Origin of the sequence: Staphylococcus shinii (assembly GCF_017583065.1) — a bacterium.
In the GTDB taxonomy this organism is placed as follows: Bacteria; Bacillota; Bacilli; order Staphylococcales; family Staphylococcaceae; genus Staphylococcus; species Staphylococcus shinii.
The window spans coordinates 240,023-258,103 of the sequence record NZ_JAGEVL010000005.1 but is presented as its reverse complement, the minus strand read 5'-3'; the positions used below and the strand labels follow the sequence as shown (position 1 = coordinate 258,103).

The following is an 18,081-nucleotide window of genomic DNA, read 5'->3' as shown; positions in this document are numbered from 1 at the left end:
TATTTAGTAAAAAAACGGGTAGATATCTCTAACTGATATCTATCCGTTTTCTTTTGTTATTGATTCTATATAGAATTTCTACATACCCCTTTATTACTACCTATTACCGACATCGTGACCAATTTCAACAGTTTTATCATTCTTATTATAAAGTGCGGCTTGAACACTACCAAAGTTCGGATCATTACGTTTTTCTTCAATCTCAAAACCTAAACTTTTGAATATATCTATATCTTGTTGACTTGTAGCATTTTCATAAAAAATTTCTCCACCATCATTATAAAAACGTGGTTTATCTATCGATTCTTGTAGGGTACCATCGCCTCTTAAATAATCTACTAATACTTCGTTTAGTGTAGTTGGTATCTTGTTACCACCTGGTGTTCCTATCCCCATATAATAATCTGGGCCTACAACAATACTTGGTGCAGTAAATGATCTTGGCTCTTTATGTTTATCGCCATAGTTTGGACTTGCCGGATCTGATGAAAAGTTGTCTAATGAGTTATTCATATAGAATCCCTCTTTCATAAATTTACCGGAACCAAAGAAACTGGCTAAAGTATTGGTAGTACTTGTTAACTTACCGTCTTTATCTATGACTACAAAATGCGTAGTACTCGTATTGTCCACATTATTTGTATTGAAATTACTATTGAAATTAACTTCATTCAATTTTCCTAATATATATTCTTGGGATAAGTATTCATCGTAGTCTTCATCTTGACCGTTAATAATATCCCTATTTCTATACATTAACGCCCTAGACTTTAACATGCCTGTAATATAATCTAATCGATTATCAGGTGTTGTATCATTACCAGTTGCTTCATCAATTTCTAAACCTTGAAGCATCAGCGTGCCACCTAATGGATTAGATGCAGAATAAACTTTATTATTTAAGTAATCCGTGCTTACTGGTTCCTTTTTCTCTGTTTTATAACTAGTGAAATCTTTTTCACTAATTTCTTCATCTACTTGTTTAGAAACACTTTTACCAACTTTCTCATAAAAGTATTCCGGACCATGGTCTCTAATACCTTTAATTGTTTTAGCTAAAGCTGGTTGTTTTACGACGTCACCTTCCCTTTTTGTCTGACCGCTATCAAAGAAAGGAGAATCTCTTTCAATATCTGAACCATAAAGTTTCAGACTGCGTTCTAGCTCTGAATCTACTTCAAAACCATCTTCAGCTAATGGTATAACGTAGTCTAATATTTTTTCCTCTTCCATTTTGCCCCCTTCATTATGTGCATCGTGTAAGCCACGTACAAAACCAGGTGTACCTATCTCGTCTTTTTGTTCAAAGTCAAAAGATGAAATGTCTTTGTATTGCCATTGCTTGGGCGCAACGTTTTCTTGTCCATCATAAGCTAACATTGCACCACCACCGCCTAATCCTGATGAATGAGGCTCTGTTATTGCAAGTGCGTAAGAAACACCTACAGATGCGTCTATCGCGTTACCTCCGTCTTTCAGTATTTTTTCTCCAACCTTCGTTGCGATTGGATTGTTTGAAGCAACACCGTAATTTTTGTCGGAAAGATCTTGGGCATGATCTGCTATTTTATTCTCATATAATTCATCTTTATTATAGTTATCCTTTTTAGTTATCATAAAAAAGCCAAAAGATATGAGGATCGTAAGGAGTAATATTACGATGAGCGTTTTTTTATTATAAATACTCATACTTAAGCTCCTTTAGAAAGATATTGGTGATGAGAAGTTTTCAGTTCATTTTGTTCATATTGATCTAATCCTTCGTTCGCTCTCGCGAAAACTATTAATAGTAAAACAATCAATACCACAGAAATAACTGTTATACTTACCCAATGTTCTTTAATGTTCATAAACATACCCTCCATTCTCTTTTTTGAAATTTATGTCTTTACCTTCAATATTATTAAGTAATTTAATTTCTTCTACTTTGTTTGGATTGGATTTGGTGATTTGTCCACCTTGTGATTTAATTGGTGTCACTGTGAACTGAGACTGGCCACCATTCCAATTCTGTTGTACCGCTAAGCCTTGTTTGTTTTTTGATAAAAAATCTTCTGATGTTACATTACCTAGACTGTAAAAAATACTAGTATCTTTATATTTTTCTATTTCTTGTACTACCGAGTTATGACCAATTATCACATCAGCACCGGCATCAACTAATGAATGTGCGTATTCTCTTTGCCGAGTTGTCACCGATCGTTCATCTGTGATACCCCAATCAACGTTAACAACTACATAATCATTGTTTTCTTTAAGCTTTTTGATTAAGGGGATGTAAATATTTGGTTCTAAACTTACTGAAGTCGTATTTTTTAATGTATCTGTATAGTCTGACTCAACATCAGTGAATGATACATTAGCTATTTTTTTATCTTTTACCGTTTGTTGAACTGTTTTACTATTGATAGCGTTGGAGCCATTTCCAGTTAAATAATTATAGCCTGACTGAGCTTCTACCGATTTCATTAAATCTCTTGCAGTCACATTATCTGTAACTTGGTTGATAAGATTTAAACTTTTTATATTCAAATCTCTTAAAAACATTATATTTTCTAAATTTTTATTAATATTTGTTTTTCTATCATCTGAGAATTTCGATACTTGTAAACTTGCAGTAGAATAATCACTCCCCTTTAAGATTGGTTTAATCGCACCAAAAGCTTCGTTAATATTATTTTTTCTAATGTGGTTGTTTAATTCGACATTTCCTAAATATGTCATTCTTATATCACCTTGACCTTTATCCATAGCTTTAACAGGTTCAATTTTTTGTGATGTCATGACAAATACTAAAAGTACAATAGCGATGATTAAAATAATGCTAGTGTAAATTGTATTTCTTTTCTTATGCCGTTTAGTCCACTTGAGTATGCGTTCTTCTATTGAAAATCTTTTAGAATTCTTCATATATATGCTCCTTACTAATTGATAAAGCTATAAAAGAATAAAATGACATAAGTGATACATGTTAAAAGCATACAAGTTGATAAAGTAATAATGACACCTTGCTTTTGGATCGTGTTTGCTATAATGCCTGGTATAACCACTCCTATGCCTGACATTTCGACCATCTCAAAAGGCGTCAACGGATATATTAAATCAAAAATAAATTTTAAAACCATTCCAGTCAAGATCATGGCTGCAAACTTTCTTCGGCCATATAAGATAACAATCCGACTTACACCATGGTTCACGATAAAGTATGTAATACAGCTAATAATGAGTACGGATAATAGCATAATCGGTTGATCAAAAATTAAAGCTAAATACCCAGGTACTACTAACCCAGCTGGACTAATACCAAACTTTTCAGCGAAAATTAAGCTTAATACAATGCCCACAAATAATGAAAAATATAACTCTGAACCTATCATATTATTTGATCCCTTCTATATACTGCGCTATTTGTTTACCTGGTCCATGGATATTACCAACACAAAATATCAATGCGTTTTGAGACTCTTGGTATAACGCTTGCTCTATTTCTTTAATATCTCTACCTTCAAAATTTAAGTACTTTTTATCGGGTTGACCTTTCATTACTTCAGTAACCATTTGAGTACTCTTACCAGTACAAATCAACGTATCAAAATCAACTTCAGTAATGAAATCCTCTGCAAACTGTCTTGTCCTATCGACCCTATCAGAACGGCAATTCAAGATAATGACAATTTTCTTATATGGATAGTTATAGCTTTCGACTTTATTTAATATTGCCTTAGTTGATTTTGGTTCGTTAGCAGCGAATGCATTGACATAAACATTAGTTGAATGATTAGCATCAAAGTATTTAACTTCAACCGCACCAACATCTGGTGGGGCATTTAACATACCTTTTAATGCGATTTCTCTATCGATACCAAGTGCTTCTGCAACACCCATTGCAATGGCTACATTATCAGGGAACACAATATAACCAAATTTTCTTAAGTACGATTCTGGCACTTCTTCTTTATCTACAACGATAAGTTTCGTCTTACGCTTTTTTGCAACTTTAGCAAAAAAATCTGTATAGTCATCTTTCATAACAACGAGGTGCCCTCTATAAGGAATAGTTGCTGTAAAAGCTTCCGCCACTTCGTCTAACGTTGGCCCAAGAACATCCATATGATCTTCCATTACGTTCACGATAACACCTATATTGGCTTTAACTAGTTCTTTTTGGAAAGTAATTTGATAATCGGGATTCACAGCCATACATTCATTAACTAAAGCGTTGGCTTTTTGTTTCACAACTTTCCTAATAATATCGCGTTGCTCTCCTATATTTGCTCCTTGTGGTTTTCTATAAACTGGATACTCTCTAGGTGTAAACCAATACATCATACGCGCGTCAGTACCCGTGGTTTTGCCAATAACCCGATAGTTGTCCTCACGTAAAGTACTGTAAATCAATCTAGTTATAGTAGATTTACCTCTAATACCATTTATATTGATACGTACAGGAATCTTCTCTAATCTGTTAGAATGCCTTTTCTTTTCAACAATACCTAACCAAAGAATAACCCCGATACAAATTATGATTAGTAGCAAATTTTATCCCTCTTTTCAACAACCTATTTAATTTTATGTATTCAAAATAGCGTAGAATATCAATATTATTAAGATGACATGTCTTATCTACCTCTATCTTTTGATAATGACATGCTATCATGTAGTTATTGATTTAGTTTAAACAGTTTGAATTATCTATTAATAATTTGTAAATCTATGTTTACAATTCATCTGTAAAAAAATTAAATATATTCAAAAACCCTTATGTGAAAGTAATTGGTTAGACTTTATATATGTTTTGTTTTTATAAGAAGAATTTTAATATTTTTTAATTACCTAAGAACTTTTTCCTAAAATAAATAAATATATTATTTACCTCAATTTTACATGGCATTAAAATTTAAATGTTATCTTATATGTGTAAGGGACAACGGATACAAATTTTAGGAGGTAGTTTATGAGTAAGTCAGTTAAATTGGTGGTTTCAATATATCTTGCTGTTGTAGCAATTATTTGCTGTGCTTATCTGGTTATGCTTTTAGTAGGGAGTTTTCAAGGTAATGATATGAGAGGCGCCGTATTAGATTCTGATAATACTAAGAACATTGAAAATGTAGACTATATCAACAACAGTTCCCAATCTTCTGAATTAAAAACTACTGAATCTAGTGACATACCTCAAGGTTCACAATCTAGTAATAATTATAAATTAAATAATGTATCTTCATTAAAAGATAATCAGCATCATACATGGTCTTTAGAACAAGGTTTATAAAGAACCATGTATGATTTTTTATAATTAATGGCTCTATTTCCCTATTAATTATGCAACAAATGCTTATCCTTCAAATTTTCTTTACATTTTATCTAGCCCTTTTAATTACAATTCTTCAATTTTATTAGCTATACTTAAATTGTCTGAATTTTATATTTATTGAAAAGGGGTTTTTATTTATGAGTAAATTTACAGAAAGTGAAAAGATTCAAATATTGGAGGATTTAGTCACAATTAAATCCGTAAATGATCATGAAATCCAAGTTTGCGAATATTTAAATGATTTACTATCACAACATGGTATTGACTCAAAAATAATTAAAATCAGTGATACAAGAGCCAATTTAGTTGCTGAAATTGGAACAGAGGGGCCCGTTTTAGGTATTTCAGGTCATATGGATGTAGTATCTGAGGGAGATATTAATAAATGGACATATGATCCATTTAAATTGACTGAAGTAGATGGCAAACTATATGGACGCGGATCGGCCGATATGAAATCTGGATTAGCTGCTTTAGTATTAAGCATGATTGATATCCATGATCAAAACTTATTAGAATATGGACGGATTAGACTATTAGCAACTGCAGGGGAAGAAATTGTGGGTGAAGGGGCTAAAACATTCCAACAAGAAGGATATATGAAAGATGTAGAGGCACTTGTTATTGCAGAGCCCTCACAAGATAGGATTATCTATGCGCATAAGGGTTCTATGGACATCCGTGTCATTTCAAGAGGGAAAGCTGCTCACAGCTCTATGCCACAACTAGGATTTAATGCAATCTCACCTTTAGTTAAATTTGTATATAAAGCTGACGAAGGATTTTCTAAATTTGATAAAAATAATAATTTACTAGGTAACCCAATTATGAACGCTACAATTTTTCATGGCGGCAATCAAGTAAACTCTATACCTGAACATGCTGAATCTGAGTTCAATATCCGCACTATTCCAGAACATGACAATGACCAATTCATAACTTATTTTAATGAAATTTTAAAACAAGTTGAAACCGATAATACAGACATAGAAATTGATACGTATATGTCTAGACCTCCTGTTTACACAACAGGTAAAAATAGCTTGATAACACTAGCTCACGATTTAGGTTTGAAATATTTAAATACAGACTTACCTTCAGAAGCATCACCAGGAGTTACAGATGCTTCTGACTTATTAGTTGATAAAGATGAAGATTTTTCATTTATCATGTATGGTCCAGGTTTAGTAAGTCAGGCACATCAAGTAGATGAATATGTTGAGAAAAATAGCTACCTCACATTCATTGATTTATACACAGAATTTTTCCCTACCTACTTAAAAAATCTAAAATAAAAATTATTTGTGCTACTGGTCACGATATGACTATTTATATACTAGAAAATTAACATTAATACGGATAATAAGGGTGAGATAGAATTCAACTATTGATTTCTATCTCGCCCTTATTTATGTTGCTTTGTCCTATGATTGTAATTGAAACTTTTGATATTGTTTTGGAGTCATGCCATAGGTATTCTTAAATAATTTTATAAAATAACTCGTGGTAGAAAAACCACAGCGCATGGCAATGTCAGTGATAGTGTATTTTGCTTTATCGTTTAACTTATAGATGCTAGCCTCAAGTCTCGTTTTTTGTATATATTCAAATGGCGTTTGTTTAGTTGCCCTTTTAAATAACTTTATCGTTTCCGCTTCACTCATATGGACCACATCGCTGAGTTGTTGTAACGTTATTTTGTTTGAGTAATGCTCATGTATATATTCAATGATTTGTTTAACACGGTTATCAAAATTGTACGTTAAATCATCTATATATGCCGACATGTGGTGTAATAACCATTTAATCGCGTTATAAAATTGTATCGTAACTTCAAGTTGATATAAGTTTTCATGCTTTTCATAAATTGTACCTGTATATTCTATTATTTTTAAAAGTTCTCGTTGTTGCTTATGACTATATGACAAATAAATATACGGAACTTGCTTGGTTAACTCAATAATATAATTTACATACTTATATTCAATAAAATTAGTAACATCAGGTTGCTCAATATTCCAACAATAAAAGTTACTACTTTGAGCCATATCGTGTATATCATGGACAGTATCAGCGTTTATAAATATACCATCTCTCTCCTTCAATACTATAATATTATCCCCAATGTTCACTTTTATTTTTCCATTAATAACATAGACAAATTGTAGAGCATGATGCCAATGTAAAGGTATATGACCTAATAATGTTTGACTTAAAGTTGTGTGGAGAATGACATGCTTCCATTGATAATCTGGGTATTGTATATATTCTTCTCTATTATTTCCTATAATTATTTCATTATCCATATAACATCACCTCAATATATTAATACTTTTAATTCATTTTAATGTATTATAGCAAATTGATTTCGTTTATAGTTTAATATATTAATAATTATTAGGTGATAAAATGAAAATACAAAAACGTATGATAGGCATTATTTTAGCAATTGTAGGAGCTTCTTTTTGGGGACTGGGAGGAACGGTATCCGATTATCTATTTAGATATAGGCATATTGATATTAACTGGTATGTTACTGCTAGACTAATACTTAGTGGTATAATACTTATGATTATTTTTAAAATTTTAAACCCCCATCGCTCTATTTTTATTATCTTCACTAAATTTACAAGTACGCTACAGCTATTGATATTTTCGATTTTTGGCATGTTACTTGTGCAATACTCTTATATGGCGTCAATCGATGAAGGCAATGCAGCAATAGCTACTTTATTACAATATATTGCGCCTGTTTATATTATTTTTTGGTATGTCGCGCGTCGCAAAGCAACTTTTAAGTTTTTTGATGTGTTAGCTATTACACTAACACTTACGGGTACATTTCTGCTCTTAACAAATGGTTCCTTAGATCGTCTTGTAGTACCAACTTCAAGCATCACTTGGGGCGTTATTTCTGGACTCGCACTTGCCTTTTACACAATATACGCAACTAAGTTATTAGTTAATTTTTCCTCAATATTAGTGGTAGGATGGGCGATGTTGATTTCAGGAATATTAATGAATTTCAAAGCACCATTATGGCAATTTGATATTTCACAAATAACTTTCAGTACACTTAGTTACTTGTCTTTTGGTATTATAGGAGGTACTGCAATTGCTTTCTTTTTCTTTATAAAAAGTTTGCAGTATTTATCAGCAAAGGAAACCACTTTGTTCGGTACGATAGAACCAGTAATGGCTATCGTAGCTAGCGCATTTTGGTTAAAAGTAACGTTCCTCCCTTTCCAATTGGTAGGCATTGTATTAATTATTTTATTAATCTTAATGCTTTCTTTAAAAAAAGATCATGCCAACTAAAATTAATATATTATTAACTATATGATTTATTCTAATAATCAATTAAAAAGAAGTGAGTTAACTTGTCTAAATGAAGTATTAGACTGTTAGCTCACTTCTTTATTATATTTTATACACATTTTAGAGCTTTCAAGCTTTATCACGCTCTTATTAAATTAAAATACGTCTATTAATTATAGTGCTAATATTTCTTAATAATCTGCTTTAATTTTGTTATTACTTGTGCTCTTTCAGGAATTGGAAACACTGGATAAATATGGAACAAATTATACCCAGGTATAAAATCATGTGCTATATTTTGTTTATTCAACATATTCGAGAGTTTAAGTGCATCTGGGTATAACGTTTCCTTAGTGCCAATGACTAATGTAATATGTCCAAGTCCTTCTAAATCTCCAAACATAGGAGAAATACGCCAATCTGTTAATGGTAAGTCTCCAGACCATAATTCTAAGAAAAACTTACTCCCTTCTCTAGCTAACATCGGATCGTTTTTCTCATAAACTACAGACTCAGGGTTAGATAATGTTCCATCAAGTACAGGTGATATCATAATAATATTACTTGGTTGAGGTAGTTCTTGCATTTTAATATATTGCGCAAATGATAAAGCAATTTGTCCACCAGCTGAATCTCCCATTACTATAATTTGATGAGGGTCTTCTACCTCTCTCACAATGTTTTCATATATTTCTTTCAATAATGTAAATGTCTCTTTATAAGTAGCATGTGGCACTTTTGGGTAAATAGGTAAAACAATTTTAGCGCTCAATTCACTTGCAAGCGTATCGATATAATCAAAATGATATTTCAATGGATCTTGGAACCAAGCACCACCATGGATATATAATACGACTTGTTGTTGTCTATCGATTTGAGCATTTACCGTATAAACTGTAGACTGCTGGACTGTTGTCGCTTGTATCTTATGTTTAAAATGGTAGTCTGTGCCATCATATAGCCCATTTGTTTGTTCTTTTACAGCATCTAAACTTTTTTGTGCATTTTCAACATTTTCAAATGGACTTTTCGCATTAGTGATTCTTAACATTAATTCATGTAAAAAACTTTTATAACTTCGTTTTTCTCTTACTTTTACGTATAGATATGAAGCGGCAATTGTCACACTTGATAGTGCAGCTATTTTTTTAATCACAATTTTTCCTCCTTGCCTATTACTATTACATATATTTTATAACAAACCCAGTAATAATTTTAACAAAAGGAACTATATCATTAGCTAACTATGATATTTTTAAAAATTAATAATCAGACTTACAATATATTTTCAGTCTCAGCTTCATAGACTTCATCCAACATCATAGACATATACAATTCATCAAAATAATGACCATCCATATAAACAGAACTATGTTTAATTCCTTCGATTTTAAAACCTATCTTTTCATAAAAATTTACAGCAGGTTTATTGATAGTAATAACTGTTAATTCCAATCTTCTAAGACCTTTTCGCTTAGCCCATTTAAAAGTTTCATCAAACATTTGCGTCGCTAAACCTTGTTGTTGTAAATCATTAACTAATCCAGTAATTATATAGCCAATATGTCTCACTTTAGCTAATGTACTAATATGTACTGATAAATAACCTAAAATTTGATTATTTTCCGACTTTACCCCTATATAAAAATTGCGCTGTATGTCATCAATAAAACGTTCTTTATCGAAACTTCTTTCATCTGGCAAATAAAGCATATATTGGGACTCTTGATCAATTGTTCTCATACAATCATACAGCGCTTCCGCTTCATTTGGACAAATTCTTTCAATTCGCATAAACATCCCCCTTAGCACTATGAATTTTTCTTATCATACATTATTTAATATAATTATGACAGTTTTTATCAAATTTTCCACTCTTTTATAATGGACAATTTATTTTTTTAACTATATAAAGAAAGGGAGCTGTGAATACAATGAAGGAGGCTAAGACAATTAGTATGTCTAGCCTCCTTCATTATTTTTGCTTCATAGATTTTAATTCTATATTAAAACCGCTAGAAATCTGTATTAAAAAGAATGTATTTACCCAATTAGATATGACTAAATATAGAAAAACGCTTATCAAATTTTAACTATCTAAACTTTGATACATTAAGTTCAATTGGTGTTCAAATTGTTGCATATCAATGAAACGACCTTGCCGATGCATTTCTTTCCCATCTAAATATATCAAATCTACTGGTACAGTAAAGATAGATAATTCACCCGCTATCTCTTCTAACTCACTTTGATTAACAATGCCCAAAGGAACATTAGGAAAATCCTTCACTACGTCCGCTATTTGAGGTAATACTGCATGACAAACACTACAATTATCTCTCATAACGTGTATGACAGCCAATGGATGACGAGCTATAAAATCATGAAATGAATCTATCGTTGCCAATATTTGTTGCATGGTTGAACACCACCTTCATTTTTATATATTGAATATTATTATGCTGTGTTTAAATGTCATATGTTAAATTTTTGCTTACCTGTATCATACGTAACCCCGTTCACATATATTGATAAAATAATATTAATCTTGAACTACATTTTGAAAGACTTCAGGTAACTTTGTCACTTTTTGTTTTTGTAAATCAAAAAATGTACCGTTTTGGTAGCCTAAGCAATGTACTTTTCCTTCAGACACAATCTCGAACTCGAATTCCCAACGCAATTTGCTTGCTTTTACAATGTAGCAACGACCTTTAGGCTTATCATGTATAGTTATAGGGGTTTTATATTCTGCCGTTGTTTTCATTAATATTGGCGAAATATGTTGGTTCATCATTTCAGAATAAGGCATGTATTGATTTATAAAATCTGTACGTAAGTCTTCGAACCACCTGATATATACTATGTTACTTACGATACCCATCGCATCTATATCGTAACCATTTACTTCTATTGCTTTTTCTGATACCAATTTTCTAACGGTCATGCTTCATTACACTCCTTAGATATTCACACTGTGTGCCACATCTCATATTATAAGTATAGTAGTAATAAAATGCACCAAAATGAAATGCAAATATTATACACTAGCTTAATATATTAATAAAATAGTGATGCTTATATTACTGCTTTTTATCGTCTGTGATTTCTGGAAGTAACTGTTGAATACGTGCTCTTGTCTCTTGTGTGTAACCTTGTAACCCGCCTGTGTGAATAAACAAAATATTATTTTGATCGTCGTAATTACCAGCTTTAATTTCTTCTACTAAGCCTCTAAAAGCTTTTCCAGTGTACGTCGGATCTAAAATAATACCTTCTTGTTGGGCAATATCAATATAAAATTGCAATTCTTCATCTGTGGCTTGTCCATAACCTAGACCAATATAATCATCATTAATAAATAGTGTTTCGTATGATGCTATATTATCATCTAAATGATTTAATATTTCGATGATTTTTGTTTTAAATGCATCGGTACTTTGATCGACTGCGAAACCTATGATATTTTTATTTAAATCGTGACTTATATTACCATACCAAAGACCTGCATAAGTGCCACCTGAACCAACTGCTAAATTTATGGAATCAAATTGGACGTTCATATCTGATTCTTGTTCAACAACCTCATCAAAGGCGTTGATATAACCGTGCGTGCCTATCCAATCGGAAGCACCTACCGGTATGGTAAATGGATGTTTCCCTTGTTTTTCTAGCTCAGTTCGTAATTGTTCCATTGTTTCTTCTCTTGAAACTGATGGCTCAATAATGTGGATATGGGCGCCCAACATCGCCTCTAAAAATAAATTACCTTCAAACTCTGCCATGTTACCTCGAAGTACTAAATAACATGTTATATTGAGCTGCGCACATAATGCAGCAGTTGCTCTTGCATGGTTAGATGTTATGGCACCTGTTGTAATCACTGTATCGTAACCATTATCCAAAACATATTGCAATGTGTATTCTAATTTACGCACCTTATTACCAGAAATTTCAGTTCCAGTATAGTCATCTCTTTTAATATAAATGTTTTTATTTAAAGCAGCACTTAACTGTTCTAATTTATGAATTGGTGTGTTTAAATTAGCTATGTTTAATTTGTTTTGTAACATTTTTCTTTCCTCCTTATGCTCATATGCGTTTATGGGTCAGGTGTAAAAACGGTTGCTTCACTATTTTCTGGATAATAAAAGCCATTTGGTACTGTTTGTAACTCAATCAGACTGCCCCATGGCGTTTTAATATAAACTGTTTGATTGCCTGCCGTATCCTCATACCTCGTATTAGCATGGGGCTCAGAGATAGGTAAACCGCCTGCTTGTTTAACTTGAGCAAGTGTTTTGTCAAAGTCATCTACGTAAAAGGAAATATGTGTAAATCCTATATCCTGTAAGGACACTGGATTATTTTGTGTAGCATGTTTAAATTCAAACATCTCTATATTAGGGCCATTATTAAATACCATCATTCTTTTTTTAATAATTACTGCCCCTTGTTCAATATTTAAAACATGTTCAACATATGAACCCCCTCGCGGCTCTTCTGCTTTAGTCTGACTATCATACGCAATTTTTCCGTCTAAAGCTTCTTTGAAAAATTGGGTAGCACTTTCAATGTCAGGAACTGTTAAACCTATATGATTAATACCTCTAGTGAGTGACATATACTCCTCCCTTTAATAACAAATTATTATTGTTGCTGTTCAAATTGTTTTTTTAATAGGACATACCGATTCATATCTCTATAATTTTCACCGTCAAAAATGTCTTCTACATCTGTAGCTAGAAAAGTAAATCCTGCTTTTTCAGCCACTTTGTTGCTGGCTATATTTCTAACATCTGCTTTAATTATAAGTTTGTTAAGAGATAACGTTTCAAACGCAAAATGACATAAATGATTAACACAATTTGTTACTATGTTTTTACCCGTATATTCTTCAGCTATCCAATAACCTACTTCTGCTTTATGATTACTATTATCTATTTTATGTAAATCAACAGTACCTATAAGTGTTGTTTCATAATAAATTAAGAATAATCTCGCTTTATTGTCCGCATGTTGCTGAATCATCATTTTTAAGTATGCGCGTTCATCTTCCACTGTCACATCTTCTGTTATAAAATCTAAAAATGGAGCTAAGTGTATAAAATTATCTTTAATAGTTTGATATAGTGGTTCGGCCATGTTTAATTCTGGTGGTACCAATGATACCTTTGGCATTACGTTCATTGCTGGTTTAAATTCCATTTCATCACCCACTACTTTCTCTTTTGTTAACTCTAATGATATTTACAATTTCAGAATATTTCAACACTTTTATTTCAAAATAGGCACTATAAACTACAGAACAAAGCAATTATTTTTCTAAGAACAATATATTTTTCTTACAATTCTTTATATAAATAACTGATGATAACGCGTAATCAATGATAAGTGGAAAACCTGTATTTAAACGTTGATTACGAACTTTTAATTTTGTAAACCATTATCATGATAATAAACAAAAAGCTCGCGACATATCATAGTATGCCTCGAGCTTTCTTTGTTTTATTTATGTCAGTTATTATTTTTGTGTGATTTTCATAATTACTTCTTCAACAGTTACATTTTTCGCATCAGCCGTTTCAATAATACGATCTTCTAAATTGGTTACGATTAAAGGAGTAACGATACTTGGTGCGTTAGACTTAATAAAGTTTAAATCAACTTTCATAATCGGTTGTCCTTGCTTAATCGTATCTCCAGTATTCACAAGGCTTTCAAAGCCCTCACCATTTAACTTAACTGTATCGATGCCTATATGAATCAATAGTTCTAATCCTTGTTCAGATTCTAAGCCAATAGCATGTTTTGTCGGGAAGATTGTTTTAACAGTTCCATCAAATGGTGCAACAATTTCTCCATCTTCTGGAATAAAGCCTACACCATCGCCCATCATTTTTTGAGCAAATACTTGATCAGGCACTTCTGATAAAGGAATAAGTTGTCCTTTCCCCGGAGCATAAACTTCTGTATCTGAGACTTCACTTAATTGAACAGTATTTTCCTCATCTTCTTCAGTGATTGTTGTCTCACTAGGTTTTGTGATTTCACCTTTCATAATTAAGGACATATCATGTTTGATTTGATCAGATTTAGGCCCAAAAATTGCTTGCATATTATTACCTACTTCAAGTACACCTGAAGCACCTAATGCTTTCAATTCAGCAGTATCCACTTTACTTTTATCTGCTACTTCAACACGTAATCTCGTAATACATGCATCAAGGTGTTTAATATTTTCTTCTCCACCCATTGCGTTTAAAACATTAAACGGTAATTCGCTTGCAGATGAATTCGAAGCTTGCGCTTGTTTATCTTCGCGACCTGGTGTTTTGTATTTAAATTTAAGGATAAAGAATCGGAATACAAAGTAGTAAATCACTGCGTAGACAAGCCCCACAGGAATGACTAGCCACCATTGCGTTTTATTAGGTAAGACACCTAACAAGACATAATCGATAAATCCACCTGAGAAAGTATAGCCTAAATGTATATCTAGTAAATATAAAGTTAAGAAAGAGAGACCATCAAGTATTGCATGAATTAAAAATAGTAATGGCGCTACAAATAAGAATGAAAATTCTAATGGTTCTGTAATACCTGTTAAGAAAGAAGTTAAAGCTGCTGACCCCATTAGCCCAGCTACTACTTTTTTATTTTCAGGTTTTGCTGTGTGATAAATCGCTAAAGCTGCTGCTGGGAGACCAAACATCATAACAGGGAATTCCCCTTGCATAAATTTACCAGCAGTTAAATTACTACCTTCTTTAATTTGTTCAATAAAGATACGTTGGTCACCGTGAATTATTTCGCCAGCAGCATTTTTCCAAGCACCAAATTCAAACCAAAACGGTGCATGGAAAATATGATGTAAACCAAATGGAATTAACAAACGTTTAATAAATCCGAATAAGAAAACTGCGACCCCTGTATTTGAATCTAATAAACCTTCACTAAATGCGTTTAAGCCAGTTTGAATACTTGGCCATATTAATGCCATTGGGAACGCTAATACAAATGAAGTGGTTGCCATCATAATAGGTACAAAACGTTTACCAGCAAAGAAACCTAAGTAAGATGGTAATGAAATATTATAGAACTTGTTATAACACCAAGCTGCTAACGCCCCAATAATAATACCGCCAAATACACCCGTTTGTAATGTAGGAATTCCTAAGACACTTGCGTAACCACTTGCTGCATCGTTAACGTTGTCTGGCGTCACATGTAAAAACGCACCCATCGTTTTGTTCATAATAACATAACCGACAAATGCTGCAATTGCTGCAACACCATCTCCGCCTGCTAAACCTATCGCAACACCCAAAGCAAATATCATTGGTAAATTATCAAATATACTACTACCGGCGCCGGCCATCATTTCAGCAACGCTTTGTACGCCAGCATTTTGAATAAATGGTAAATAGTGTTGTAGTTCCTCACCTTGTATAGCTGTACCTATTGCTAGCAATAGTCCGGCAGCTGGTAAAATAGCGACTGGTAACATTAAAGCTTTACCTATACGCTGAAGTTGTCCGAATAGCTTTTTAAACATATAAAAACATCCCTTCCAAAAATATAATTTGATCGCTATTAACGCGCAAAAAAAGGCATGAGCAAACAGACTATTCCCTATAGTCTTTCTGTTTGCTCATGCCTGCTTAACCAGTAACACGCAAAGTAACGATATGTTTTTTTCATTATATAACGCTTTCATAAAATATACAATATAAATTTTGAATTTTAATTTGTATAAGCTTATATCATTGCGCCAAATGATTCACGTCAATATCCAACTAAAAGCGCAACGGACATACCGATACAACATATGATAACCCAAGCTAAAATGACTTTCCAAGCAAATTTTAGCCATTGTGTATAGGTTATTTTGCCTACTGCTAAGGCTCCCATTAAAATAGCTGACGTTGGAAATAATACATTACTAATGGCATCGCCGTATTGGAATGCTAACACTGTAATTTGTCTATTAATATCTAACAAATCAGAAATAGGTACCATTAAAGGCATTGTGGTCAAGGCTTGGCCAGATCCTGAAGGTATAAAGAAATTGAGCATAAACTGCAATATAAACATAGCAATAATAACTAAAGAAGATGGTACATCTGCAAGTAACGTTGTCATCCCATGCACAATACTATCAATAACTTGACCATTTTCTAAAATAACAATAATACCTTTTGCAAATCCAACTATCATAGCGCCAAACAGAATATCTTTCATTCCGTCAATCATCGCATCAAATGTACCATTTAATCCAAGGCCACCAATGAAACCAGCGAGCAAACCAGCAAATATAAAGTTAGCGCTCATTTCATTAAATGACCACCCATACGTAAAAATACCATATACATTTAATATAATTACCATGACTATTAATCCTAAACCAACTGCTTGTCTTTTTGTAAAACGTGCTGCTTCCATCACACTGTCATCGAAACCTTCAACTTGTTCCAATTCATATACTAAAGATTTAGACATGTCGCGTTTTACAGTACGTGCATATAACATAACGGAAGTAATTGCAGCAGTTAAAATAAACACATAAATGATGGTCCGTAGCCCCCATCCTGAAAACATAGGTAGTTCTGCCACTGTTTGTGCCACGCCTACAGTAAAAGGATTTAACATCCCACCGATAAAACCACTTGCCGCTCCCAAGATAACCATTGCTGCACCAGTCAGTGCGTCATACCCCAATGTACGTGCGATAATAATTCCAATAGGAACAAAGATAATCGTTTCTTCTGCTAATCCTATTGAGAAACCTAATATTGAAAAGATAGTCATCGTTAAAGGAATCATCAACACTTTATATGAACCTAGTGTTTGCATTACTTTATTTACCCCATTTTCAAATGCACCAGTCTTACGTACAATTCCAAATGCACCACCGACTAGAAAAATATAAAATACAATTTCTCCCCCGCTAATTAGTCCTTCTGGTATAGCTCTAAAAATATCAAAGAATGATACACCTTGTTGCTGAACTTGTTCATATGAACCTGATATAACTAAAGTCTGTCCATCTTTCTTCTCTCTTGCATACTCACCAGCAGGAATTAAATATGTCAATACACTAGAAAAGATGATAATAAAGAGTAATAGTGCATACGTATGCGGTGTTTTTAAGTGATTATTTTTAAATATTTTTTTAATCATTTTTACGTCCTCTCCATTTTAACTACACTATGCTATAAAATAACCAAGGCACTATAAATCCTAAATGTTATTAATGCATAATACATGCTTTTCTTCTTTTGTCTGAAAATTTAGTTAACTCTATTATTCCATAGTCTGGATTTTTATCAATATCTTAATACATAAAAAAGAGCGAGACACAAACCAAAAGTTACTTTGATTTTGTGTCTCGCTCTATAAAATCACTTATTTTGTTTATCTTTGCCGACTATCTTTCAATAAAATAT

At 32.5% G+C, this 18,081-nt stretch carries 18 protein-coding genes; 3 read left to right on the top strand and 15 right to left on the bottom strand.

The window, feature by feature from the left end:
• Positions 1–96: 96 nt before the first annotated feature.
• From J5E45_RS07720 to pgsB, 5 genes are read right to left on the bottom strand one after another with little or no spacing between them, the layout of a single operon-like run.
• A complete protein-coding gene (locus J5E45_RS07720) occupies positions 97–1,689 on the bottom strand; it encodes a gamma-glutamyltransferase (RefSeq protein ID WP_039069272.1) in 1,593 nt (530 codons plus the stop codon).
• Positions 1,690–1,691: 2 nt separating this feature from the next.
• On the bottom strand, positions 1,692–1,850 hold the full coding sequence (locus tag J5E45_RS07715) for a hypothetical protein (protein WP_172643904.1): 159 nt from the start codon (positions 1,848–1,850) through the stop codon (positions 1,692–1,694).
• Positions 1,840–2,910 (bottom strand): CapA family protein, encoded by a 1,071-nt coding sequence (locus J5E45_RS07710; protein WP_039069273.1) that lies wholly within the window; start codon positions 2,908–2,910, stop codon positions 1,840–1,842. The genes J5E45_RS07715 and J5E45_RS07710 overlap by 11 nt, the downstream gene beginning before the upstream one ends.
• Positions 2,911–2,924: 14 nt before the next feature.
• Entirely contained in the window at positions 2,925–3,377 is a 453-nt protein-coding gene (gene pgsC / locus J5E45_RS07705) for a poly-gamma-glutamate biosynthesis protein PgsC (RefSeq protein ID WP_039069274.1), read from the bottom strand.
• Between the two features lies 1 nt (position 3,378).
• Positions 3,379–4,536, bottom strand: a complete 1,158-nt coding sequence (gene pgsB / locus J5E45_RS07700) for a poly-gamma-glutamate synthase PgsB (protein ID WP_039069276.1) — start codon at positions 4,534–4,536, stop codon at positions 3,379–3,381.
• Positions 4,537–4,954: 418 nt separating this feature from the next.
• Here pgsB and J5E45_RS07695 point away from each other — a divergent pair, with 418 nt between their 5' ends.
• Positions 4,955–5,272 (top strand): hypothetical protein, encoded by a 318-nt coding sequence (locus J5E45_RS07695; RefSeq protein WP_039069277.1) that lies wholly within the window; start codon positions 4,955–4,957, stop codon positions 5,270–5,272.
• A 179-nt stretch (positions 5,273–5,451) separates the two neighbouring features.
• Positions 5,452–6,609, top strand: a complete 1,158-nt coding sequence (locus J5E45_RS07690; protein ID WP_101050018.1) for an ArgE/DapE family deacylase — start codon at positions 5,452–5,454, stop codon at positions 6,607–6,609.
• 129 nt (positions 6,610–6,738) lie between these two features.
• Here the strand turns inward: J5E45_RS07690 and J5E45_RS07685 are convergent, their stop codons facing one another.
• Positions 6,739–7,620 carry an AraC family transcriptional regulator gene (locus tag J5E45_RS07685; RefSeq protein ID WP_039069279.1) on the bottom strand — a complete coding sequence of 294 codons (882 nt, stop codon included), beginning with the start codon at positions 7,618–7,620 and terminating at the stop codon, positions 6,739–6,741.
• 103 nt (positions 7,621–7,723) lie between these two features.
• On the opposite strand from J5E45_RS07685, the gene J5E45_RS07680 reads away from it, so the two are divergent.
• Complete coding sequence (locus J5E45_RS07680; protein ID WP_039069280.1) at positions 7,724–8,632, top strand: DMT family transporter; 909 nt, start codon at positions 7,724–7,726, stop codon at positions 8,630–8,632.
• Between the two features lie 181 nt (positions 8,633–8,813).
• Here the strand turns inward: J5E45_RS07680 and J5E45_RS07675 are convergent, their stop codons facing one another.
• The 9 genes from J5E45_RS07675 to J5E45_RS07635 all read right to left on the bottom strand — a co-directional run bounded on the left by J5E45_RS07675 (position 8,814) and on the right by J5E45_RS07635 (position 17,815).
• On the bottom strand, positions 8,814–9,788 hold the full coding sequence (locus J5E45_RS07675) for an alpha/beta hydrolase fold domain-containing protein (RefSeq protein ID WP_039069281.1): 975 nt from the start codon (positions 9,786–9,788) through the stop codon (positions 8,814–8,816).
• Positions 9,789–9,907: 119 nt separating this feature from the next.
• Positions 9,908–10,426, bottom strand: coding sequence for a GNAT family N-acetyltransferase (locus J5E45_RS07670; RefSeq protein WP_039069282.1), 519 nt, complete (start codon positions 10,424–10,426; stop codon positions 9,908–9,910).
• A gap of 295 nt (positions 10,427–10,721) precedes the next feature.
• Positions 10,722–11,051, bottom strand: a complete 330-nt coding sequence (locus tag J5E45_RS07665; protein ID WP_039069283.1) for a thioredoxin family protein — start codon at positions 11,049–11,051, stop codon at positions 10,722–10,724.
• Between the two features lie 123 nt (positions 11,052–11,174).
• Entirely contained in the window at positions 11,175–11,579 is a 405-nt protein-coding gene (locus J5E45_RS07660) for an acyl-CoA thioesterase (RefSeq protein ID WP_039069284.1), read from the bottom strand.
• A 136-nt stretch (positions 11,580–11,715) separates the two neighbouring features.
• Positions 11,716–12,705 (bottom strand): D-cysteine desulfhydrase family protein, encoded by a 990-nt coding sequence (locus J5E45_RS07655; protein WP_208181966.1) that lies wholly within the window; start codon positions 12,703–12,705, stop codon positions 11,716–11,718.
• 29 nt (positions 12,706–12,734) lie between these two features.
• Positions 12,735–13,256, bottom strand: coding sequence for a VOC family protein (locus tag J5E45_RS07650; protein ID WP_069793133.1), 522 nt, complete (start codon positions 13,254–13,256; stop codon positions 12,735–12,737).
• 26 nt (positions 13,257–13,282) lie between these two features.
• Complete coding sequence (locus J5E45_RS07645) at positions 13,283–13,840, bottom strand: GNAT family N-acetyltransferase (protein WP_069793235.1); 558 nt, start codon at positions 13,838–13,840, stop codon at positions 13,283–13,285.
• 316 nt (positions 13,841–14,156) lie between these two features.
• The gene (ptsG, locus tag J5E45_RS07640; protein WP_039069287.1) at positions 14,157–16,190 is read right to left on the bottom strand and encodes a glucose-specific PTS transporter subunit IIBC; all 2,034 of its coding nucleotides are present in this window, start codon (positions 16,188–16,190) and stop codon (positions 14,157–14,159) included.
• Between the two features lie 230 nt (positions 16,191–16,420).
• Positions 16,421–17,815 (bottom strand): YfcC family protein, encoded by a 1,395-nt coding sequence (locus J5E45_RS07635; RefSeq protein WP_069793134.1) that lies wholly within the window; start codon positions 17,813–17,815, stop codon positions 16,421–16,423.
• Positions 17,816–18,081 lie beyond the last annotated feature (266 nt).